This window comes from Undibacterium sp. GW821-FHT07F11 (assembly GCF_059418665.1).
Window position 1 is genome coordinate 426591 of record NZ_JBWKQH010000002.1, and the last position, 23214, is coordinate 449804.

Genomic DNA, 23214 nt, shown 5'->3' on the forward strand with positions numbered 1-23214 from the left:
TTCGAAACTCTTCTCAATTAATACTAACAATTACAGACAAGATCAACGCAGTTTGGCAGCAAATTGCTGACTCGCAGCTTGTACCAAGGCTTGCATGGCAGCCTCCACTTTATCGTCTTGCAGCGTACTTTGAGTATCTTGCAAGCTAAAGCGGAAAGCAAGACTTTTCTCATCTGCTTCCAGACCTTTTCCACGATATTCATCAAACAAAACAAAGCCTTGCACGATTTTACACGCTTCGTTTTGCTGCGTTTCCTGTTTGAAAACATCCAGCAGATTTTGCACTACAACTGTCTGTTTGACAACTAGCGCCAAATCGCGGGTGACTGCCTGGAACTTGGATATTTCCTGATATGAGGGCACCTGCACTTGTTGCAAGGCTGTCACATCAACTTCAAATACCACTGGTGCTAAAGGCAGGTCATATTTTTGCTGCAGGCGCGGGTGCAATTCGCCAATAAAGCCGATCACTTTACCATCAAATTCTATGCTTGCACTACGGCCAGGATGCAGGGCGACGTGCTCATTTTTGACGAAACGCAAAGAGCCAGGTGCAAACAGCGCTTCCAGATCAGCCTTGATATCAAAGAAATCGACATTGCGGGTATCCTGCCCCCACTGCTCTTCTGCTACCGGGCCATAGGCCAGTGCGGCCAAACGCTTGGGCTGATTGTAACCAGCCACTTCCAGCGGACCATCCTGCACACTGGCATCTTGCAAATACACTGCACCGATTTCAAAAATGCGTACGCGGTTCAGTTTGCGGTTCAGGTTATAACGGGCATTCGCCACCAGGCTGCCTATCATGCTGGTACGCATGACGCTCATCTGGCTGGCAATAGGATTGAGCAATTTGACTGGCGCATCATTACCAGCAAAATCTTTTTCCCATGCCTCTTCTACGAAGCTGTAATTCACGACTTCTTGATAATCCTGGTCAGCCACGAGGCGACGCACAGCAAACAGCGAACGCTGATTTTCTGGTGCGATCAGCATGGCATTGGCAGCTACTGGCGGCAGTGCCGGAATATTTTCAAAACCATAAACACGCGCTACTTCTTCGATCAGATCTTCTTCAATTTCTATATCGAAGCGATAAGATGGCGGTGTCACCAGGAACTCACCTGGTTGCTGGGTGAACTGCAAACCCAGGCGTGTGAAAATATCAGCAATCCTGGCATCATCCAGCGCTACGCCGATAACTTTGACAGCGCGCGCTGTACGCAGCTTGACTGGCAGACGTTGTGGCAGATTCACGATCTGGTCATCCACCGGACCCAGCTTGACTTGCTCGTTACCACCACAAATTTCGACGATCAGGGCACTGATACGCTCTATATGTTCAACGATGGATGCAAAGTCCACGCCACGCTCAAAGCGATGCGCTGCATCGGTAGAGAAATTGAAGCGACGGGCACGGCCCTGTATCGCTTGCGGCCACCAGAAAGCGGCTTCCAGATAAATGTTTTGCGTATCCAGCGTCACAGATGTGGAATCGCCACCCATGATACCGGCCAGGGATTCGATTTCTTTATCATCAGAAATGACACCAACCCAGTCATCTACCTCAACGGTATTGCCATTCAGGAGCTTCAGCGATTCACCTGCCTTACCCCAGCGCACTTCCAGGCCACCGTGGATCTTGTCCAGGTCAAACACGTGGGAAGGACGGCCAAGTTCCAGCATGACATAGTTGGAAATATCCACCAGTGCAGAAATAGGACGCTGACCACTGCGTTCCAGTCTTTGCTTCATCCATTCTGGCGTTGCCGCACGGGCGTTGACGCCACGGATAACACGGCCGGCAAAACGACCGCACAGGTCAGGCGCACTGACTTTAACAGGCAGGGTTTCTTGCAAAGTCACTGGCAGCACGGCTACCTCTGGCAATTGCATGGCTGTGCCAGTCAGAGCAGATACTTCACGTGCCACGCCGAGTACCGACAGGCAATCTGCCTTGTTCGGCGTCAGCTTGATGGTGAATTTCAGGTCATTGAGTTGATAGTAATCACGGAAGTTCTGGCCGACTGGTGCATCAGATGGCAAGTCCATCAAACCACCATGGTCTTCCGACAATTTCAATTCGCGGGCGGAGCACAGCATGCCGTAGGATTCAACGCCGCGCAGTTTGCCTATCTTGATTTCAAATGGCTTGCCATCTGCACCAGGAGGCAGGATGGCGCCCACCATGGCGCAAGGCACTTTCATGCCTACACGTACATTCGGTGCGCCGCAGACTATGTTAAGCAAGCTGCCGGTGCCTACATCAACCTGACAGACATTGAGCTTGTCAGCATCAGGATGCTTCGCGATTTCGCGGATTTCCGCGACGACGACATTATTAAATGGAGGAGCAACCGGCTCCACCTCTTCGACTTCCAATCCCGACATGGTGAGCAGATGGGACAACTCATCCGAAGTCATCTTCGGATCGACCATGGTACGTAGCCAGTTTTCAGAAAATTGCATAATTCAGCCGTCTAATGTTGGATGCAGGGCGCGATGCGCCACTCAAAAATTCAGGGATGCGCTGTGTAATTCTTTTAGTTGAATTGCTTCAGGAAGCGCAAATCGCCTTCGTAGAACAGGCGCAGATCATTGACGCCATAGCGCAGCATGGTCAGGCGCTCAAGACCGGAACCAAAGGCGAAGCCTATGTATTTTTCCGGGTCCAGTCCCATGTTACGTACCACGCTAGGATGTACCTGACCAGAGCCAGACACTTCCAGCCAGCGGCCTTTCAAAGGGCCACTGCCAAAGGCGATATCGATCTCGGCAGATGGTTCAGTGAACGGGAAATACGATGGGCGGAAGCGCACTTGCAGATCGTCAGTCTCAAAGAAGGCTTTGACGAAATTCAGGTACACGCCTTTAAGGTCAGCAAAGCTGATGCCTTCAGCAATCCACAAGCCCTCAACCTGATGGAACATCGGGGAGTGCGTGGCATCGCTATCGACGCGATAAGTACGGCCAGGTGCAATGACCTTGATCGGCGGTTTGTTCATGCGTGCATAACGCACCTGCATGGGGCTGGTATGGGTACGCAGCAATAATTGTTTACCCTGGCTATCTTTGCCATCGACATAAAAGGTGTCCTGCATGGAACGTGCAGGATGGTTTTCAGGACTATTGAGCGCGGTAAAATTGGTCCAGTCCGTTTCGATTTCGGGGCCGTCTGCCACGTCAAAACCGATGGAACGGAAGATTTCTTCAACACGCTGCCAAGTACGCATGACGGGGTGGATACCACCAACGCCACGGCCACGGCCAGGCAAGCTGACATCGATCGCTTCTGCATTCAGGCGCGCCTGCATTTGCACATTCGCCAGGGCATCGCGTCTTTCAGTCAGGGCTTCTTCTATCTGTACTTTGGCGGCATTGATCACTGCACCTTGTACTTTTTTTTCCTCTGGTGGCAATTTACCCAGACTTTTCATCTGTTCTGTAATCTGACCACTCTTACCAAGGTAAAGCGCTTTCGCGTTCTCTAATGCTGCAGCATCATTTGCTGCCAGAAAATCAGCACGTGCCTGGCTGACGATTTGATCTAAAGGGTTCATGCCTTGTTCCCGCTTACTGTGAAGCTGAAATAATGATCTGAAAACAAAACGGGGCATAGGATTCAACCTCTGCCCCGCTTGATATTTGCAACTGGTTTTCACCAGTCACTACGACTCACTGATTGCGATCACTAATGTGATTAAGCAGCCAGGTTAGCTTTGACTTGATTAACAATCGCAGCGAATGCTGGTTTGTCAGTCACAGCCATGTCAGCCAGTACTTTACGGTCGAGTTCAATTGCGGCTTTTTTCAGGCCGTTCATAAACACGCTGTAAGTCAGGCCATGCTGGCGAGCCGCTGCATTGATACGTGTGATCCACAAAGCGCGGAATACACGTTTCTTGTTGCGGCGATCGCGGTATGCATATTGACCAGCGCGCATAACTGCTTGCTTGGCAATACGGAATACCTTACTACGACGACCACGGTAACCTTTAGCAAGGTTGAGAACTTTCTTATGACGGGCACGAGCTGTAACCCCACGTTTTACTCTAGGCATAATAACTCCTTAAATAATGAGTATGAGGTTAAGCGGTTGGCATCATGCGCATTACGGATACCATATTGGTGTCATGAACACCTACGGAACCGCGCAATTGACGTTTGTTCTTGGTAGTTTTCTTGGTCAGGATGTGACGTTTGAAAGCTTGACCGCGTTTAACGGTACCACCTGGACGGACGCGGAAGCGCTTCTTGGCGCTGCTTTTCGTCTTCATTTTTGGCATAGTACTATCTGTCTTTTAAGACAGCTCCACTTTTATATGATGGTAGGTGGCAGCAACAATCGCTACTCTTGGATGCCTACTTCTCACTTATTGTGACCCACCTTAAGAGTGGGTCTTTCGTAATGCGCGCTGATGCGTGCCTCACAAACTCTAACCAGAAACAAGCAAAAACTTATTTCTTTTTCTTAGGTGCCAGAATCATGATCATCTGACGACCTTCCATCTTTGGAAACTGCTCGACCTGGCCATACGGTTCCAGATCAGCCTTCAAACGCTCCAACATACGCATGCCGATTTCCTGATGCGCCATTTCACGACCACGGAAACGCAGTGTGATTTTAGTCTTGTCGCCATCATCCAGGAACTTGGTCAGATTACGCAATTTGATATTGTAATCACCATCATCAGTGCCCGGACGGAATTTGACTTCCTTGACCAGAATGACTTTTTGCTTCAGCTTGGCTTCGTGAGCTTTCTTTTGCTCCTGGTATTTGAACTTGCCGTAGTCCATCAAACGGCAAACTGGCGGCTGCGCCGTCGGCGCTATTTCCACCAAATCAACATTGGCTTCTTCCGCTAAACGGAAGGCTTCACCCAGTTTTACGATGCCCAAGGGCTCGTTCTCAACGCCGGATAAGCGCACTTCTGGCGCTGTAATTTCACCGTTGATGCGATGTGACTTGTCAGTAGCTATTGCAGTTTCCTTCGAAAATAATAATAAAAGGCTATGCAGCCCTGTTTAAAACAGGGTCGCTGCTAATCTGTTAAACCTTGGTTTCAACTTCGTTTTTCAAACGAGCTATAAAGGCGTCCAGAGGCATTACCCCCAGATCCAGATTGCCACGCGTACGCACAGCCACTGTATTGGCATCCCTCTCTTTATCGCCTATCACGAGGATATATGGCAGTTTTTGAATGGAATGCTCGCGTATTTTATAGGTAATTTTCTCATTACGCAAATCAGTATTTACCCTAAACCCTTGTTTCTTCAGGATTTCTGCAACAGATTGTGAATACTCCGCCTGCGATTCCGAGATATTCAGGACAGAAACCTGCACTGGTGCCAGCCACAAAGGCAAGGCAGCAGCATGATTTTCTATCAAGATACCGATGAAACGCTCCATCGAGCCAACAATCGCACGATGCAGCATGATAGGCACTTTGCGGCTGTTGTCATCTGCGACATATTCCGCCCCCAGGCGGCCTGGCATGAAGAAGTCGACTTGCATGGTACCAACCTGCCATGGGCGGCCCAGGCTGTCTTTCAGGTGATATTCAATTTTAGGACCGTAAAAAGCGCCCTCGCCCGGCAACTCTTCCCATTCAACGCCACAGGAACTCAGTGCAGTACGCAGAGTAGCTTCTGCCTTATCCCAGATTTCGTCGCTACCGATGCGGTTTTCAGGGCGCAAGGCCAGCTTGATGAATATCTTGTCAAAACCAAAGTCTTCATACACCTTCATCGCTTGCGGATGGAAAGCCATTACCTCATCCTGAATTTGCTCTTCAGTACAGAAAATATGACCATCATCCTGGGTAAAACCACGCACACGCATGATGCCGTGCAGTGCACCAGAAGGTTCATTACGATGGCATTGACCGAATTCGCCAAAACGCAAAGGCAGATCACGATAGCTCTTCATGCCAGAATTGAAAATCTGCACATGACCAGGGCAATTCATCGGCTTCAAGGCATATTCACGGCTCTCGGATTCAGTGACAAACATATTGTCTTTATAGTTCTCCCAGTGACCAGTCTTGCCCCACAGGCTTTTATCCAGAATCTGCGGGCCCTTAACCTCTTGATAGCCGCAGTCCTGATAGACCTTGCGCATGTATTGCTCTACTTGCTGCCAGATAGTCCAGCCCTTGGCATGCCAAAACACCAGGCCAGGCGCCTCATCCTGGAAGTGGAACAAGTCCAGTGCCTTGCCGAGTTTGCGGTGATCGCGCTTTTCCGCCTCTTCCAGCATGTGCAGATAAGCCTCCTGATCTTCTTTCTTGGCAAAAGCAGTACCGTAGACACGTTGCAGCATCTCGTTTTTGGAGTCACCACGCCAGTAAGCACCGGCCAACTTCATGAGCTTGAATACTTTCAGCTTGCCTGTCGATGGCACGTGCGGGCCACGGCACAAGTCAGTGAAATTACCTTCTGTATACAGCGACACATCCTGATCAGCAGGAATCGATTCTATGATCTCTGCCTTATAGGCTTCGCCTATGGATTTGAAGTAGGCAACAGCCTCATCACGTGGCAAGACCTTGCGTGTAACTGGCTCGTCTTTTTTCGCCAGCTCAGCCATTTTCTTTTCTATCGCCACCAGATCATCCGGTGTGAATGGACGCTTGTAGGAAAAGTCATAGTAAAAACCATTCTCGATGACTGGACCAATAGTGACTTGCGCATCTGGATACAACTCCTTGACAGCATAAGCCAGCAAGTGAGCGGTAGAGTGACGTATCACTTCCAGGCCATCAGCATCCTTGTCAGTGACGATGGCCAGATCTGCATCAGCATCAATCAGATGCGAGGTATCGACCAGCTTGCCATTGACGCGGCCAGCCAGAGCAGCTTTTGCCAGGCCAGCACCGATGCTGGCAGCAACTTGCGCCACCGTTACCGGCGCATCGAATTGTCGTTGCGAACCATCAGGAAGTTTTACTGAAACCATGTCACTCTCCAAAGCGGAAAAAATACAAAAATAATTGAGATAAAAGATGAGTCTAAAAAACGCAGACGAAAAAAAAGCACGGCTAGCCGTGCTTTTTCAGTTTGTTTCAAACGAAAAGTATCCTCGACTAGAGTCGCTCCCAAACCAGTTTAGTGGTAGTTCGCGGTGTCATAACCAGGGATGCCTTTCTCGCTCTTAACTATAATGTTTTAATAATTTTAAAATCTTTGGTAGGCACGATTGGACTCGAACCAACGACCCCTACCATGTCAAGGTAGTGCTCTAACCAGCTGAGCTACGCGCCTAAGAAACAAGAGTATAGCAGAGACTTTGAGAAAATTGCTAGCCCCTTCGGGCAAAATATTTCCATGCCCTCCCATGAGCCTGGTATTTCCTTGTTCCTGCAACGCAATTTCAATGCAGGGGATTTCCATCCGCATAGTATATATAGACACGCCTTCGGCTACACTAATCACATGTTTATCAAGCAGCCTATTCTTCATGACCTATCACACCCCTCACCAGAACAGCGATCATCTGCACGACCACCGGCGTGGCGATGCACAGCACAGGCATTATTTCGAAAATCGTAGTCAAAAAATCCTCGCATGGGCACTGGGCCTGACCCTGAGTTTTGCCGCAGTCGAAGTCGCATTTGGATTTATATCAAATTCCCTGGCACTGATCTCTGACGCAGGGCACATGGTGACTGATGCTGCGGCACTGGGCCTGGCTTTGTTGGCGCAAATCATTGCCAAGCGCCCACCTACGGCAAAAAATTCTTTTGGTTTTGGCCGGGCCGAGGCATTGGCAGCTTTTGTAAATGGCCTGGCCATGCTGTGTGTGATTGCATGGATATGCAAAGAAGCGATACAAAGATTTTCTGCACCAGAAACTGTGCAAGGCGGAACCGTCATGCTGGTGGCTGGTATAGGGCTGGCGATTAATATCGTGGTTGCCTGGGTACTGTCACATGATAAGGAAAGCGTGAATACCAAGGCTGCCCTGGTTCACGTCATGGGGGATTTACTGGGTTCCATCGCCGCGATTATTTCTGGCGCCGTCATTTACAAAACTGGCTGGATGCAAATCGATCCATTGCTATCGATTTTTGTTTCCCTGCTGATTTTGAAATCCACATTCTCGGTCTTAAAGGAGTCCTACCACTTCCTGATGGAAGGTGTGCCCCATCATATAGACTACGTACAAATCGGCACCGACCTGGAAGACATCAATGGCGTACTGTCTGTACACGATTTGCATGTATGGGAAATGTCACCCGGCTACCCTGCCCTGATCGGCCACCTGGAAATCGAAGACCTAAGTGCCTGGCCTCGCATACTGGAAAGTGTCAAGGCCATGCTGCTCAGCAAGCACAAGATTGACCATATTACGCTGCAAGCGGAAGTCGCAGAGAGTGAAGAATATCAGGATTAAAATATGAACACGGGATGAAATATCATCCCGTGCAAACAATTTAATTCCTGCGCACTTCCAGCACGCCACTGACTTCATGCAGCACAGTCAGTGCTTTTTGCAATTGCGTAGTGCCACCTATCTCCACAGTAAACGACATACGCGCCTGTGACTTTGCACTCTGGGTATTGACGCCTATCACATTGATTTTTTCGCGGGAAAATACTTCGGAAATATCACGCAGCAAACCCTGCCTGTCCTGCGCCAGCACAAAGATATCAACGGGATAAACCGTATCCTTGCCGTGATCCCCCCAAGTGGTTTGTATCACCCGCTCTGGCGCTTTATTGCGCATTTCTGCAAAATTTTTGCAACTCAGACGGTGAATCGAAACCCCCTTGCCGCGTGTGACAAAGCCGACGATGTCATCAGGTGGCGCTGGTTTGCAGCAGCGTGCGAGTTGTGTCATCAAACCTTCAGTGCCTACTACCAGCACACCGGATTTGGCACCTTGTGTAACGCTGGATGCCCGGCTTTTATTGGTGAAATTGACTTCATCTGGCTCAACTTCCACAACATTTTCACGCAAAACTGTTTCTATTTGCCTGAGGCTGAACTCATCTTTACCAACAGAGAGGAAGAGATCATTGACATCAGCAAAACCCAGTTTGCGGGCCAGTTCTTCAAGATTGACTGCGGTCTTGCCTTCGCGCTGCAAGGTTTTCTCTACCAGGGCGCGGCCATTTGACAGAGTTTCTTCCTGGTCAATTGCATTGAACCAGGCACGGATTTTAGTACGTGTGCGGGTGCTGGCTGAGTAATCTGGTGAGAGCCAGTCGCGCGACGGGCCAGCCTGAGAAGAGCCGACCTTGAGAGTGATAATCTCTACCGTCTGGCCATTTTGCAAAGGTGTATTCAGCGGCACCATGACATTATCGACCCGCGCACCACGGCAACGATGGCCAACATCAGTATGCAGGTGATAGGCAAAATCCACAGGAGTGGAATTGCAAGGCAGCTCTATGACACGGGCTTGCGGGGTCAGCACATAAATTCTGTCATCAAGGCTGGCGGCCTTGAGTTTTTCTACCCATTCACGTTGCAACTCTTCTTGTTCGACGACAACATCGGTGACATCGGTTTTCCATGCCAGCAATTGCCTGAGCCAGGCAATTTTTTCGTCATATTCCTGCGCTGAAAAGTTTGACCCACCCGACTCTTTATAGCGCCAGTGCGCCGCCACGCCATATTCAGCAAACTGATGCATTTCACGCGTGCGTATCTGCACTTCGAGCGGCCTGCCATCTTCTACCACCACAACCGTATGTAATGATTTATAGCCATTCGGCTTGGGTCGGGAAATATAATCGTCAAACTCTTTGGGTATCGGTGTCCAGGCATTATGAACCAGACCCAGGACGGTGTAGCAATCCTTGATGTCATCGACGATGACACGGAAAGCACGCACGTCATACAACTCATCAAAGTTGACTGACTTGCCCTTCATTTTTTTCCAGATACTGTAGATATGCTTGGGGCGCCCGGATACCTCAGCCTTGACGCCTGCTATCTGCAATTCCTTGTTCAGCCTGTCTATGGCATTGACGACAAAGCTCTCGCGTTCCAGGCGCTTTTCTTCGAGCATCTTGGCAATGCGCTTGTATTGTTGTGGCTCGAGAAAACGGAAGGACAGGTCTTCCAATTCCCACTTGAGCTGCCAGACACCCAGGCGGTTTGCCAGCGGCGCATACAAGTCCATGGTTTCACTGGCATATTGCTGGGCTGCACCATCTTCGCGTTTGCATTCTGCAAAATAACGCAAGGTGGTCACCCGGGATGCCAGACGCACCAGCACCACACGCATGTCGGTGGCCATGGCCAACACCATCTTGCGCAGGGTTTCCATCTGGTTGGCGGCTTTTTCAGCAGCGTCTTTACCACGGCCTACATCGTGTTGCGTCAAGGCAGCTTCACGCAACTTCATCAGACGGCGTATGCCTGTGACCAGATCTGCGATTTCCTTACCAAAACGTATTTCTATCTGCTCCGCTGCGATCGGATTCAATTCTGGTAATTCAAACAGAATGGCAGCAATACGGGTATCAACATCGGTACGCAACATGGCCAGCGTCGCCACCACGCCATTGACAAACTGCAGGGCATTTTGCTCTGTGATGACGCACTTGTTCGCATACAAGGGGGTAACGTATTCCAGCGCCGCGATGACGCGCTCGGCATCGGCTTCGGACAAGCCTTCAAGCAAAGCCGCTTCTGTTGCTGTAGTCGAGATTGATACCATATGATCTATATCTGTGCAGCTGTTACAACAACCTCTATGAGCCAGGCCGGATTGGCCAATTTAGCTTCTACCGTTGCACGCGGTGGCGTATTACCCTGAGCAACCCAGGCATCCCATACCTGATTCATACCACTGATGAGGCTGATGTCAGACAAAAATATCTGGCAACTAAGTATGCGCGTCTTGTCACTCCCGGCTTCAGCCAGCAAGCGGTCGATATGGGCCAGCACTTGCGCTGTTTGCCCTGCAATATCCTGGCTGGCGTCGTCAGGAATTTGGCCAGCCAAATAAACAACTTTATTAAAAATGGCGGTTTCGGACAAACGCGGACCTACGTGAAATCTTTGGATACTCATTTTTTCCTTAATTTTAGTTCAATAAAAAATCAACAGCCACAGCGATCTGCTCAGGCTGAACAAAAGTTGGCGCATGCCCCACACCGGCAAACTCCACCAGCCGTGCACGCGGACCACGCTGCGTCATCGCTTGCGCTGATTCAGCGGTCAGCAAATCTGATTCTGCCCCACGTACCAGCAAGGTCGGACACTGTATCGCATCATACGCTGCCCACAACATGGTCTGGGCAATTGCCGCCAATTCTGGCGTGCTGGCCTTGATAGGCTGCGCCAGGCCAAGGTCATAGTGTCGCACCCATTGCCCTTGTTCATTTTGACGCAAAACATCCCGCGCCAGTTTTTCCCACTGCGCTGGGCTGTGCGGACCAAAGGAGATCGAAATGGCCTTGATATAGGCTTGCGCCTCATCAAAGCTGGCAAAACGCACATCCTGGCCTATGTAATCACCTATCCTCGCCAGTGCATCCGGATTAAGCACGGGACCCACATCATTCAGGATCAACTTTTTGATGGGATTGTCAGGCAAGCTCGCAAGACTCATGCCTATCAAACCACCCATGGAGGTGCCAAACCAGTGCACGGTTTCAGCGTCCAGCCTGGCAAGCAGGCTGACCATATCACTGACATATTGCGGTATCTGATAGTGCATGGGATTACGCAAACGGCCTGAATAGCCACGCCCGACGACATCAGGGCACACCACGCGGTATTCCTGGCACAAAGCCACAGCCAGAGAATCAAAGTCCTCAGCCACCCGCGTCACACCGTGGACGCAGATCAAGACCTTGGGATTAAGCGGGTCACCCCACTCTTTGTATGACATGGCGTGCAAGCCGGTAGGCGAGATACATTGCACTGATTTGCGTCTGGCCTGCATGGATTATCCTCGTGAACAGTATTTTTACTAGCGTATATGACTGACATTTTACCGTTCGTTGCGCTTAAAATCATTGTTAACTGTTGATAGGCATGTTTTTTTGACAAAAATGCGTGCCTTGAAGGATATCAGTAGCTATTTTTTCATTCCCATAACAAAACCCACTACAGGAGACAGCATGTCAGCATCTTCACTCAAAAGCAAAACCGCACTGGTTACAGGTTCCACTTCCGGCATAGGGTTGGGCATCGCCCGCTCCCTGGCTGCTGAAGGTGCAAATATCGTCTTCAATGGCTTTGGTGACCGGCAAGAAATACAGGTCTTGCAAACTGCCGTGGAAAGCGAATTTGGCGTGAAGACTGCTTATCACAACGCTGACATGAGCAAGGCAGTTGAAATCGAAGCCATGATGAGCTTCGCCAGCAGTACTTTTGGCGGCGTAGACATCCTGGTCAATAACGCAGGCATACAGCATGTCGCTAACATTGAAGACTTCCCGGTTGAAAAATGGGATGCCATCATTGCCATCAATCTGACTTCCAGCTTCCACACTACCCGCCTGGCCTTGCCGCAAATGAAGCAAAAAAACTGGGGCCGCATCATTAACCTGGCATCCGTCCACGGCCTGGTTGCATCCGCACAAAAATCTGCCTACGTGGCAGCCAAGCATGGTCTGGTCGGCTTTACCAAGACCACGGCACTGGAAACCGCGCAAACAGGCATTACCTGCAACGCTATCTGCCCTGGCTGGGTATTAACACCGCTGGTACAAAAACAGGTCGATGCGCGCGCAGAAAAAGATGGTGTTGATAATGAAACCGCAAAAAAACGCTTGCTGGCGGAAAAACAGCCCTCAGGTGAATTTGTGACGCCGGAACAACTCGGCGCACTTGCCGTATTCTTTTGCAGCCCGGCGGCCGATCAAATTCGCGGTGTAGCGTGGAATATGGATGGTGGCTGGGTAGCGCAATAAAATATAAACAGGATAGGGATGCGACAAAGTATCTGGTTTCGCTAGTAGCGTTCCTGAATTCAGATGTATAGTTTCATTAGTCATTTGAATAGGGAGCACCCATGCAAACTACCATGCGCATCGTTCTGGTTTCTGTAACTTTATTGAGTGCCGCTACTTGCGCTGCGGCTGACAAGATGAAGCCTGGCCTGTGGGAAATGACGACCAAGTCAGATTCCATGAAGGCCATGCCCAAGATCCCGCCAGAGCAACTGGAAAAAATGAAGCAGATGGGTATCAAAATGCCTGATATGCAAAATGGCGCTATGGTGCACAAAGTTTGCTTCACCAAAGAAATGGTTGACCAGGATAAACCACCGGCCAGTGGTCGCGAGCAACACTGCCAAAATAAGAGCTTCAACCGGTCTGGCAACACTTATACGGCTGAGATGGTCTGCGAGGGTCCGGATATGAAAGGCACAGGTACCGTCAAAGGTAGTATGACCTCAGAAAGCCTGAATTCCGTCTATGACTTCAACGGTAGCTCACGTGGCAAGCCAATTAACCACCATATGGAAACCACAGGTAAATGGCTGGGCAATGACTGTGGTGATACCAAACCCTTCCCCATGCCACAGAAGAAATAAATCCTATAGAATTTTACTGTCTTCAATAGCAACAAAGGCCGGCGCATGTGCACCGGCCTTTGTTTTTAAGCCACACCCAGATATCAGGCTACAGCACTGACATCCAGTGTTGCCTCGGTCTTGGCGATGATTTCTTCCTTGCTGACACCAGTCGCCAATTCGACTAGCTTCAAACCTGCTGGCGTAACGTCAATGACGCCGAGATCAGTAATAATGCGATTGACCACGCCTACACCTGTTAATGGCAGGTTGCAAGCCTTAAGGATTTTATGCGCATCGCCCTTGGCCACATGCTCCATCAGCACCACGACGCGGCCTACCCCTGCCACCAGATCCATCGCACCGCCCATACCCTTGACCATCTTGCCGGGGATCATCCAGTTAGCCAGGTCGCCATGCTCACTGACCTGCATCGCCCCCAGGATAGCCAGATTGATCTTGCCGCCACGTATCATGGCGAAAGAGTCTGCTGAGCTGAATATCGATGAACCGGGCAAGGTCGTTACCGTTTGCTTGCCAGCGTTGATCATGTCTGGGTCAACTTCTTCTTCAGTCGGGAAAGGGCCTATGCCCAGCAAACCGTTTTCTGACTGCAGCCAGACTTCCATGCCTTGTGGCACATGATTGGCGACCAGGGTCGGCAAGCCTATGCCCAGGTTAACGTAAAAGCCGTCTTGCAACTCTTGTGCTGCACGTGCAGCCATTTCATCACGATTCCATGCCATGTCTTGTCTCCTGCTATCTTAATTCGATGGGCGTACGGTACGCTGTTCTATACGTTTTTCTGGATTGGCATTGACGACGATGCGCTGCACGAAAATGCCTGGTGTGTGGACTTCATCCGGGTCCAGTTCACCGATTTCCACCAAGACCTCGACTTCTGCCACGGTAAATTTACCGGCCATCGCCACATTGGGGTTGAAGTTGCGTGCAGTTTTGCGATAGACCAGATTACCGGCCTTGTCAGCCTTCCAGGCTTTGACCAGGGACACATCAGATACCAGTGAACGTTCCATCACATATTTTTGGCCATCGAATTCGCGAATTTCCTTGCCATCGGCAACGATGGTGCCTACACCAGTCTTGGTGAAAAAGGCCGGGATACCAGCGCCGCCAGCACGCAATTTTTCAGCAAGTGTACCCTGTGGTGTGAATTCCAGTTCCAGTTCGCCAGCCAGGTATTGGCGCTCGAACTCCTTGTTTTCACCAACATAGGATGAAATCATTTTCTTGATCTGGCGGGTCGTCAACAACTGCCCCAGACCAAAACCGTCAACACCGGCATTATTTGAAATGGCGGTCAACTCTTTGACGCCAGAATCGCGCAAGGCAGCAATCAGCGCCTCAGGAATGCCACACAGACCAAAACCGCCTACAGCGATGGTCTGACCATCTTTGATAATGCCCGCCAGCGCACTGGCTGCGTCAGGATAAACTTTGTCCATAATGTCCCCTCTCCAGGTTGTAAATCGATATTTCTTTTGTCAAATGGCTGCTTGCAACATACAGTGAACAGCCATGCAAATCATTAGTCTTACAGGATATGATGCTGCGTTATACTGCGCAATACCGTAAAAATACGCCTTTCCTACAAACCTGTCAGTGGACCGCAGAAATGAATGTCGTACAGCCTATCGATTTTGAATCCATATTTCAACATGCACCTGTTGGTATGTGCGTGTCGCAAAACCGTATTATTCATGCCTGCAATGATGATCTGGCTAACATGTTTGGCTATCAAAAAGATGAATTGCTGGGTCAGTCTTTTCTGGTACTTTACCCCAGTCCTGACGAGTTTGAACGTACCGGTGCACGCATCACGCCCATCATGAATGCCAAGGGCTATTATTCTGATGAACGCATCATGAAGCGGGCAAACCAGGAACTGTTCTGGTGTCACGTATCTGGCCGTGGCCTGAACAAGGACAACCCGCACGCCGCCGGTATCTGGACTTTTGAAGACCTGAGTGCCAAACGCTCTGTAACTGCCGAACTGACACCCCGTGAACGCGAAATCGCGGCACTGCTGGTAGAAGGCAAAACCAGCAAGCTGATTGCGCGCCAGATTAACCTCAGCCCACGGACCGTGGAAATGCACAGGGCAAAGCTCATGCGCAAGTTCAATTCTGCGACATCCAGTGAACTGGTGCACAAACTGCTGGGCATCATGCGCTAAGCGGCCAATTCATCAAAATGCCTGAGGTCGCATCTGGCTTGTCTCACTAACGCAAGCTTAAACTCAAAAGCAAATTCAAGCGCAAATTCAAATCTTCACGGCTCTACTTTTACGTTTTGCGACTTTGATTTCACTCAACTTTTGCTTGATCGCTTCGGGTAAGGCTTCAGATTTGCCCGTCTCAGCCGACACCCAGACGACTTTGGCACCGCCTTCTGCATACAGGGCATAACCGTCACCGACGGAACGCATCTCCTGCATGGTTTCAAAACTGCTTCGCCCCGCTGCACCGATATAGGTACACACCTCCACCTGACCAGGATACTTCAAAGGCTTTTTGAAGGTGCAATAGGCATTGACGATGACCGGGCCATTGCCCGCCTCATCCGGCAGACAACCCATCATGCTCAGCCACTCAATACGCGCCTGCTCCATATAGCGAAAATATACGGTATTGTTGACATGGCCCATGGCATCCATATCGCCCCACCGGATAGGAATGGTGACGGTATAGACCAGCTTCTTTTCCGTAACCTTATTCTCTATCATTGCACGCTCATACCGTCATCTGCAGTCACGATGGCACCATTGAGGAAGCGTGATTCTTCCGCCGCCAGCAAAAGCAGCAAACCGTCCAGATCTTCCGGTGTTCCTACACGTTTTCTTGGCAAGACATCGACCAGTTTCTGGCCAGCCTCGGTCGCAAAATAATCTGAATTGATTTCAGTGGAAATATAACCCGGGCAAATCGCATTCACGTTGATGCCATACTTGCCCCACTCCACCGCCATGGCCTTGGTCATGTGTACGACCGCTGCCTTGCTCATGCAGTAAATACCTATCTGTGGCAACACGCGCAAACCGGCAACTGAAGCGATATTGATGATGCGGTGTTGCTTTTTGGGGTCGCCCTTATGGCGGGCAATCATGCGTTTGGCAGCCTCCTGTGCTACGAAGAAGGCACCGCGCTGGTTGGTATCCATGACATAGGCATAATCGTCCGGCGTCACATCAACCAGGCGTTGCGTGGTTGACACACCAGAATTATTGATCAGGATATCGATAGGACCAGCCTCTGTCTCGGCATGGGCAATCGCTGATTTGATACTACCGTAATCCGTCACATCCAGAGCAACCACATGGGCGGCACCACCTTCAGATTCGATTTCAGCACGCAATTCTTTGAGCCTGTCTATACGACGCGACGCCAGCACGACTTGCGCACCTGCCTGTGCCAGGATTTTGGCAAATCGCGCGCCAAGACCACTGGAAGCACCGGTTACCAGTGCAATCTTGCCTTCGAAATTGACTTCTATGCCCATCTGATTCTCCGCAAATATTTGGAATAAATTCACTATTCTATAAGACTCTATGATGACATACTGATTATGCTTGTGTTGTATGGTTTTGAATTACTTGCAGATTTTTACAGAAATTTTCCTGCTATTTGGCATGATCTTGATGCATACCAAAGTTGGCTCTGCGATAATTCTGTGTATTTTGCGCATCACTGGTCAGGACTTGCGCAAAATTGTCCCAACAAGGCATAGCAACGAAGGCAGTACTTTAGTACGACTAGGTGCAGCAACACAGCTGGGACAATTTTGCGTAAGTCCAAAAAATTCGAGCATGTCCTCGCTTGCGCAATATATCCACAGCAGATAACATGCTGACAGCAAATAAGCACGCTCGTTCGAAAATCTTCAGAAAGTGAAAATAGCCATGACACAAAGCATACTTGAACAGTACGGTCCCCGCGACGCAATGGAATATGACGTCGTCGTCGTTGGTGGTGGACCCGCTGGCTTGTCGGCAGCCATCAAGCTGAAGCAACTGGCCGCAGAAAAAGGCACGGAAGTATCAGTCTGCGTACTCGAAAAAGGTGGCGAACCTGGTGCCCACATTCTGTCTGGCGCAGTCATGGACCCCAAAGCCCTGACCGAACTCTTTCCTAACTGGAAGGAAATGGGCGCACCATTGAATACTGAAGTTACTGAAGACCGTGTCCTGGTATTGACAGAGAAAAGCGCATACCGCACACCCAACTGGATGTTGCCTGCCTGTTTTGAGAATCATGGCAACTACATCGTCTCCCTTGCCAATGTCACACGCTGGCTGGGTCAGCAGGCTGAAGCCCTGGGCGTAGAAGTATTCCCTGGCTTTGCTGCAGCAGAGGTCTTGTACAACGAAGATGGCTCCGTCAAAGGTGTTGCCACTGGCAATATGGGCGTAGACCGTCACGGCCAGCCGACTTCTTCTTTCCAGCTCGGCATGGAATTACATGCAAAATACACCCTGTTTGCCGAAGGTGCACGTGGCCACCTGGGCAAGCAAGTCATCGCCAAATACGATTTGAACAAGGGCAAAGACCCGCAATCCTATGGTATAGGCATCAAGGAATTGTGGGAAATCGATCCGAAGCAACACAAACCCGGCCTGGTGGTACACACTACCGGCTGGCCATTGATGGACCAGTACAGCGGCTCTTTCCTGTACCACCTGGAAGACAATCTGGTGGCAGTTGGCTACGTGGTTGGCCTCGCTTATGAAAATCCTTACCTGTCGCCTTACGAAGAATTTCAGCGCTTCAAGACCCACCCTTCTATCCGCACTTTCTTTGAAGGTGGCAAACGTATTTCTTATGGCGCGCGTGCGATTACTGCCGGTGGCTTGCAATCCCTGCCCAAACTGGTGTTCCCTGGCGGTGCATTGATAGGTTGCGATGCCGGTTTCCTCAACATGAGCCGCATCAAGGGTAGCCATGCAGCAATCAAGACCGGCATGCTGGCTGCAGCGGCGGCCTTTGAAGCGGTATCTGCCAACCGCCAGCATGATGAGCTGAGCGCTTATTCAACAGCGTTTGAGCAATCCTGGCTGCATGAAGAGTTGTACACCGCCCGCAATGTCAAACCCCTGCTCAAACGCGGCACTTATGGGTCACCCCTGGTATGGCTGGACCAGGTGGTCTTGCGTGGCAAGGCACCATGGACCCTGCATCACAGCAAGGCTGACCATGAATGCCTGCGCCCTGCTTCGGAATGCAAGCCTATCATTTATCCAAAGCCGGATGGCAAGCTGACTTTTGACCGCCTGTCATCAGTATTCATCTCGAATACCAATCATGCGGAAGACCAGCCGATTCATCTGACCTTGAAAAATGCTGATGTGCCAGTCGCAGTCAACCTGGCCAAATTTGCTGGCCCTGAAGCGCGTTATTGCCCGGCTGGTGTGTATGAATTTGTAAAAACGGAAGAAGGCGCAGACCGCCTGCAAATCAATGCGCAAAACTGCGTGCATTGCAAGACTTGCGATATCAAGGATCCAACGCAGAACATCGTCTGGGTAACGCCTGAAGGTGGGGGAGGACCCAATTATCCAAACATGTAGCATGAGGTGCTGATTAAGCTACTGCGCGACCTTACTTTTAGCCTGCGATGCTCGTCGTACGCTTGTACGACTGCGCTTCTTAACTAAAATTAAGGCCGCTCGCTACGCTTATTCAGCGCCTCCTGCGACAGAAATTGGACAATAGAAACAAACGAAAAAGCCGCTGATTAGCGGCTTTTTCATTTTTGACTTTTTAAGGCTCCTGCCCGCAATCACCACTTACCAGCCAGGATTTTTTCCAGCCAGAATGTGCCTATGACAGTTTTCACGTCGGTGATATGGCCGGATTTGATCCAGTCCAGCATTTCTGGCAGGGTGGCGGTAAATACTTCGAGAAATTCTTCTTCATCGAGGGCGGCCTGCCCTGCCGTCAAACCCTTTGCCAGGTAGATGTCAAGATGCTCGTCTGAATACGCAATGGCATTGTGTATGGTGCAGACAAAAGACCAGTCGCTGGCGGTGTAGCCAGTTTCTTCGCGCAACTCGCGCTGGGCGCACAGCAAGGGGTCTTCACCTGCATCTATTTTGCCAGCCGGGAATTCGATGAAGACTTGATGCAAGGGATAGCGGAACTGTTTTTCCAGCAAGATGCGGCCATCATCAAACAAGGGGATGATAACGACGGCGCCGGGGTGACGTATGTATTCGCGGGTAGCAGTCTGCCCATCAGGCAAGGACACGACGTCTTTGTCGACTTTGAGGAAACTGCCCTCGTACACCAGCTTGCTGCTGATCTTGGTTTCTTGCAGATCGAGTTTGCTGGTGATTTTCTCAACCATGATTGCGCTTCAGATAGCGATACACAAAACCGGGAAAAGCCAATACCAGGAAAAGGCAGGCATTGATCGCATAAAACTCCCATCCCTGCGGGAAGCGGTTACCTGCGGCCGACTCAAGGACAAAAGCAATGCCACCGACACAAAAATACAGGATGATGAGTTCCAGCAAACGGAACCAGAGAGGCTTGGGATTTGAAAGACGCTGCAAGCCAATAATAGCAAAGCAGCGCTCATTCAAGAAAGGCAGGTTGGCAGCGAGCACTGCCAACAGGATGATCAGCCAGGTAGATGCAGAATTACCCACTGCTGGCCGTATCAGTATTTAAGTGTATTGGAAATGGCATTCACGCAGGCTGTCATCAGAGAACCTGGCAAGATACCCAGGACCACGACGATCAGGCCATTCACGCTCAAGACCATGCGCATGTCAGTGCTGGCAACGATAGGACTATGATCCAGTGGATCATCAAAGTACATGAGTTTGACGATGCGCAGGTAATAGAAAGTACCAATCAGCGAGAATGCGACGGCAACCAGAGCCAGCCACAATTTACCGGTAGACAAGACCGCCTGCAAGACCGACAGCTTGGCATAGAAGCCCATCATAGGCGGGATACCGGCCAACGAGAACATCAGCAGCAACATGACCAGGGCAAACCATGGATTGCGCTTGTTCAAGCCTTTCAGATCTTCCAGATTTTCTGCCTCAAAGCCTGAACGTGCCAGCAACATGATGACACCGAAAGTACCCAGCGTCGTCAAAACATAGGTAATGCTGTAGAACATGGAAGAACTGTAGGCATCCACTGCCAGATCAGAATTACCATTTGCAACACCGGACAACAGGCCCAGCAGCATGAAACCCATTTGCGAAATGGTGGAATAAGCCAGCATACGCTTCAGATTCGTTTGCGCAATCGCGGTCAGGTTACCAATCGCCATTGACAAGACTGCCAGCACTACCAGCATTTGTTGCCAGTCAACTGCCAACGGGAACAAGCCTTCGACCAACAAACGGAAAGTGATTGCAAATGCTGCCAGTTTAGGTGCGCCACCCAGTAGCAGGGTCACTGCAGTTGGTGCGCCCTGATAGACGTCAGGCACCCACATATGGAAAGGTACCACACCCAGTTTAAATGCCAGGCCGGCAACCAGGAAAACAATACCGAATACCAGGATAGTTTTATTCGCTGTTGCAGTAGCAGTCACCTTCACAACTTCACTCAGTTGCAAGGAACCTGTAGCACCGTACAACATGGAAATACCATACAACATGAAACCAGAAGCCAGCGCACCCAGGATGAAATACTTCATCGCCGCTTCGGTAGAAACAGTATGGTCACGACGCAGGGCAACCAGGGCGTACAGTGATAGGGACATCAATTCCAGGCCCAGGTAAATCACCAGGAAGTTATTACCTGAAATCATCACCATCTGGCCCAGCAAGGCAAATAGCGCCAACACATAGTACTCGCCACCAAGGTGGGTATTGGTCATGGCGCGGTCGCTGACGTATTGACGTGAATAAATCAGGGTGACACCTACTGCGATATAAGAAAACAGTTTCAGCAGCACTGCCATGGGATCAGAAACAAACATGTTGTTACTGACATACTCCGACTTCACCGGATCAGCGAATAGCACAGTCAGGACACCACAGATCGTCAAAGCCAGTATGCTCAGCGCATATGTCACATTGCGTTTGCTGTCAGGCAAAAACATATCAATCAGCAAGATGGCGCAAATCGCCAGCAGCAAAAAGATTTCAGGATAAAGTGGTATCAGGTTCATATTATTCATTTTTTACTAGCATTGATCTGCTGCCACGACTGCCTGATGCAGGTTGCCGTGGCTTGCTTATCCAAATTCCCGGTCAGGGTGTCAGCTTGGGAACTGCCACGTGTTGCAACAGATCAGTTACCGAGACCTGCATTGCATCTGTAAATGGAGCCGGATACAAACCCATTACCAGTACCGCTATTGCCAACACACCCAGCATGAAGAATTCACGTTTATTCAGGTCACTCAGATGAGCCACATGTTCATTCGTGATATTGCCAAACACAACGCGCTTGACCATCCACAGAGAGTAGGCTGCACCAAAAATCAGAGCTGTTGCTGCCAGCATGCCTATCCAGAAATTAAACTGTACTGCACCCAGGATCACCATGAACTCACCAACGAAACCGGAAGTTGCTGGCAAGCCGCAGTTAGCCATGGAGAACAACACGAACAAGGCAGCAAATTTAGGCATGGTATGAACCACACCACCGTAGTCAGCAATTTCACGGGAATGTACGCGGTCATACAAGACACCGATACACAGGAACATCGCGCCAGAGATAAAGCCGTGAGAAATCATTTGTACGATAGCGCCCTGCACTGACATGTCGTTGAACATGAAGAAGCCCAGAGTCACAAAGCCCATATGCGCAATCGAAGAATACGCGACCAGCTTTTTCATATCTTTTTGTACCAATGCCACCAAGCCGATGTAAATAACGGCGATCAAAGACAATGTGATCATGAAACCTGCCATGTAATGGCTGGCGTCAGGTGCGATAGGCAAAGAGAAACGCAGGAAACCATAAGCACCCAGTTTCAGCATGATGGCAGCCAGTACCACGGAACCACCAGTAGGTGCTTCTACGTGAGCGTCAGGCAACCAGGTATGTACTGGCCACATTGGCACCTTGACTGCAAACGCCATCAGGAAGGCGCAGAAGATCATGATCTGGGTAGTCAATGGCAAAGGCAGTTTATGCCATACCAGGATATCAAATGAGTGACCGGCTTTCAGGTACAGGTAGATGATGGCAATCAGCGTCAGCAAAGAACCCATCAGGGTGTACAGGAAGAACTTGAACGCTGCATACACACGGTTCGGACCACCCCAGACACCAACAATGATGTACATAGGGATAAGCGTGGCTTCGAAGAAGACATAGAACAACATACCGTCAGTTGCACAGAACACGCCTATCATCAAGCCTGACAAAATCAGGAAGGCACCCATGTATTGGGCAACCTGTTTTTCTATGACTTCCCATGCTGCGATCACGACGATCACGGTGATGAAAGCTGTCAGAGGCACCAGCCACAATGAAATGCCGTCTATACCCAGTGCATAAAACACATTGAAGCGTTCTATCCAGGTATATTTTTCAACAAACTGCATGCCATGCGCAGCATTGTCAAAAAGCTTGATCAAGGGCAGCGTGACGATAAAGCTGCAGATAGAACCGATCAGTGCAACACCGCGCACCAGGGCCGGATTATTATCGCGACCAAAGGCCAGTATGAAGATACCGAAGGCTATCGGTAACCAGATCGAAAGGCTAAGTAGAGTAGAAGTAGACTGCATAGT

The 23214-nt window shown here is 50.1% G+C and carries 22 protein-coding genes and 1 tRNA gene; 5 read left to right on the forward strand and 18 right to left on the reverse strand.

Annotation, left to right across the window (positions count from 1 at the left end):
* Positions 1-42: 42 nt before the first annotated feature.
* The 7 genes from pheT to AC07OI_RS05725 all read right to left on the reverse strand — a co-directional run bounded on the left by pheT (position 43) and on the right by AC07OI_RS05725 (position 7263).
* Complete coding sequence (gene pheT, locus AC07OI_RS05695) at positions 43-2469, reverse strand: phenylalanine--tRNA ligase subunit beta (protein WP_495256544.1); 2427 nt, start codon at positions 2467-2469, stop codon at positions 43-45.
* A 74-nt stretch (positions 2470-2543) separates the two neighbouring features.
* Positions 2544-3560 carry a phenylalanine--tRNA ligase subunit alpha gene (gene pheS / locus AC07OI_RS05700; protein ID WP_495256545.1) on the reverse strand — a complete coding sequence of 339 codons (1017 nt, stop codon included), beginning with the start codon at positions 3558-3560 and terminating at the stop codon, positions 2544-2546.
* Between the two features lie 140 nt (positions 3561-3700).
* Positions 3701-4060 carry a 50S ribosomal protein L20 gene (rplT, locus tag AC07OI_RS05705; protein WP_110253941.1) on the reverse strand — a complete coding sequence of 120 codons (360 nt, stop codon included), beginning with the start codon at positions 4058-4060 and terminating at the stop codon, positions 3701-3703.
* 28 nt (positions 4061-4088) lie between these two features.
* Entirely contained in the window at positions 4089-4286 is a 198-nt protein-coding gene (rpmI, locus tag AC07OI_RS05710; RefSeq protein WP_110253942.1) for a 50S ribosomal protein L35, read from the reverse strand.
* Between the two features lie 172 nt (positions 4287-4458).
* Complete coding sequence (gene infC, locus AC07OI_RS05715; protein WP_110253943.1) at positions 4459-4980, reverse strand: translation initiation factor IF-3; 522 nt, start codon at positions 4978-4980, stop codon at positions 4459-4461.
* A gap of 70 nt (positions 4981-5050) precedes the next feature.
* Positions 5051-6958 (reverse strand): threonine--tRNA ligase, encoded by a 1908-nt coding sequence (thrS, locus tag AC07OI_RS05720; RefSeq protein WP_492702752.1) that lies wholly within the window; start codon positions 6956-6958, stop codon positions 5051-5053.
* A 228-nt stretch (positions 6959-7186) separates the two neighbouring features.
* A tRNA-Val gene (locus AC07OI_RS05725) sits at positions 7187-7263 on the reverse strand.
* Positions 7264-7459: 196 nt separating this feature from the next.
* Here AC07OI_RS05725 and AC07OI_RS05730 point away from each other — a divergent pair.
* Positions 7460-8395, forward strand: coding sequence for a cation diffusion facilitator family transporter (locus AC07OI_RS05730; protein WP_492702751.1), 936 nt, complete (start codon positions 7460-7462; stop codon positions 8393-8395).
* 40 nt (positions 8396-8435) lie between these two features.
* On the opposite strand, the gene AC07OI_RS05735 is transcribed toward AC07OI_RS05730, so the two are convergent.
* From AC07OI_RS05735 to AC07OI_RS05745, 3 genes are read right to left on the reverse strand one after another with little or no spacing between them, the layout of a single operon-like run.
* A complete protein-coding gene (locus AC07OI_RS05735) occupies positions 8436-10673 on the reverse strand; it encodes a RelA/SpoT family protein (RefSeq protein ID WP_492702750.1) in 2238 nt (745 codons plus the stop codon).
* 5 nt (positions 10674-10678) lie between these two features.
* Positions 10679-11029, reverse strand: coding sequence for a RidA family protein (locus tag AC07OI_RS05740; RefSeq protein ID WP_492702749.1), 351 nt, complete (start codon positions 11027-11029; stop codon positions 10679-10681).
* Positions 11030-11042: 13 nt separating this feature from the next.
* Positions 11043-11906 carry an alpha/beta fold hydrolase gene (locus tag AC07OI_RS05745; RefSeq protein WP_495256546.1) on the reverse strand — a complete coding sequence of 288 codons (864 nt, stop codon included), beginning with the start codon at positions 11904-11906 and terminating at the stop codon, positions 11043-11045.
* 178 nt (positions 11907-12084) lie between these two features.
* Here AC07OI_RS05745 and AC07OI_RS05750 point away from each other — a divergent pair, with 178 nt between their 5' ends.
* Entirely contained in the window at positions 12085-12879 is a 795-nt protein-coding gene (locus AC07OI_RS05750) for a 3-hydroxybutyrate dehydrogenase (protein ID WP_495256547.1), read from the forward strand.
* A 101-nt stretch (positions 12880-12980) separates the two neighbouring features.
* Complete coding sequence (locus AC07OI_RS05755) at positions 12981-13505, forward strand: DUF3617 domain-containing protein (RefSeq protein ID WP_495256548.1); 525 nt, start codon at positions 12981-12983, stop codon at positions 13503-13505.
* Between the two features lie 83 nt (positions 13506-13588).
* Here AC07OI_RS05755 and AC07OI_RS05760 read toward each other — a convergent pair whose 3' ends face one another.
* Both AC07OI_RS05760 and AC07OI_RS05765 read right to left on the reverse strand, forming a co-directional pair.
* Entirely contained in the window at positions 13589-14230 is a 642-nt protein-coding gene (locus tag AC07OI_RS05760; RefSeq protein ID WP_110253950.1) for a CoA transferase subunit B, read from the reverse strand.
* Between the two features lie 18 nt (positions 14231-14248).
* Positions 14249-14950: a CoA transferase subunit A gene (locus AC07OI_RS05765; protein ID WP_495256549.1), complete on the reverse strand. Its 702-nt coding sequence runs from the start codon at positions 14948-14950 to the stop codon at positions 14249-14251.
* Between the two features lie 170 nt (positions 14951-15120).
* Between AC07OI_RS05765 and AC07OI_RS05770 the strand changes: the two genes are divergently transcribed.
* Positions 15121-15681 (forward strand): LuxR C-terminal-related transcriptional regulator, encoded by a 561-nt coding sequence (locus tag AC07OI_RS05770; protein WP_492702744.1) that lies wholly within the window; start codon positions 15121-15123, stop codon positions 15679-15681.
* A gap of 87 nt (positions 15682-15768) precedes the next feature.
* On the opposite strand, the gene AC07OI_RS05775 is transcribed toward AC07OI_RS05770, so the two are convergent.
* Both AC07OI_RS05775 and AC07OI_RS05780 read right to left on the reverse strand, forming a co-directional pair.
* Positions 15769-16230 (reverse strand): acyl-CoA thioesterase, encoded by a 462-nt coding sequence (locus AC07OI_RS05775; protein WP_495256550.1) that lies wholly within the window; start codon positions 16228-16230, stop codon positions 15769-15771.
* Complete coding sequence (locus AC07OI_RS05780; RefSeq protein ID WP_492702742.1) at positions 16227-17003, reverse strand: SDR family oxidoreductase; 777 nt, start codon at positions 17001-17003, stop codon at positions 16227-16229. Before AC07OI_RS05780 ends, AC07OI_RS05775 begins: the two co-directional genes overlap by 4 nt.
* 442 nt (positions 17004-17445) lie before the next feature.
* On the opposite strand from AC07OI_RS05780, the gene AC07OI_RS05785 reads away from it, so the two are divergent.
* Positions 17446-19068 (forward strand): electron transfer flavoprotein-ubiquinone oxidoreductase, encoded by a 1623-nt coding sequence (locus AC07OI_RS05785; protein WP_495256763.1) that lies wholly within the window; start codon positions 17446-17448, stop codon positions 19066-19068.
* Positions 19069-19280: 212 nt separating this feature from the next.
* On the opposite strand, the gene AC07OI_RS05790 is transcribed toward AC07OI_RS05785, so the two are convergent.
* The 4 genes from AC07OI_RS05790 to AC07OI_RS05805 form a co-directional block, all read right to left on the reverse strand.
* Entirely contained in the window at positions 19281-19847 is a 567-nt protein-coding gene (locus AC07OI_RS05790) for an NUDIX domain-containing protein (RefSeq protein WP_495256551.1), read from the reverse strand.
* Complete coding sequence (locus tag AC07OI_RS05795; protein WP_495256552.1) at positions 19840-20151, reverse strand: DUF2818 family protein; 312 nt, start codon at positions 20149-20151, stop codon at positions 19840-19842. The genes AC07OI_RS05790 and AC07OI_RS05795 overlap by 8 nt, the downstream gene beginning before the upstream one ends.
* 11 nt (positions 20152-20162) lie before the next feature.
* Positions 20163-21647 (reverse strand): NADH-quinone oxidoreductase subunit NuoN, encoded by a 1485-nt coding sequence (gene nuoN, locus AC07OI_RS05800; protein ID WP_492702740.1) that lies wholly within the window; start codon positions 21645-21647, stop codon positions 20163-20165.
* A 73-nt stretch (positions 21648-21720) separates the two neighbouring features.
* On the reverse strand, positions 21721-23211 hold the full coding sequence (locus tag AC07OI_RS05805; RefSeq protein WP_492702739.1) for an NADH-quinone oxidoreductase subunit M: 1491 nt from the start codon (positions 23209-23211) through the stop codon (positions 21721-21723).
* Positions 23212-23214: the final 3 nt, after the last annotated feature.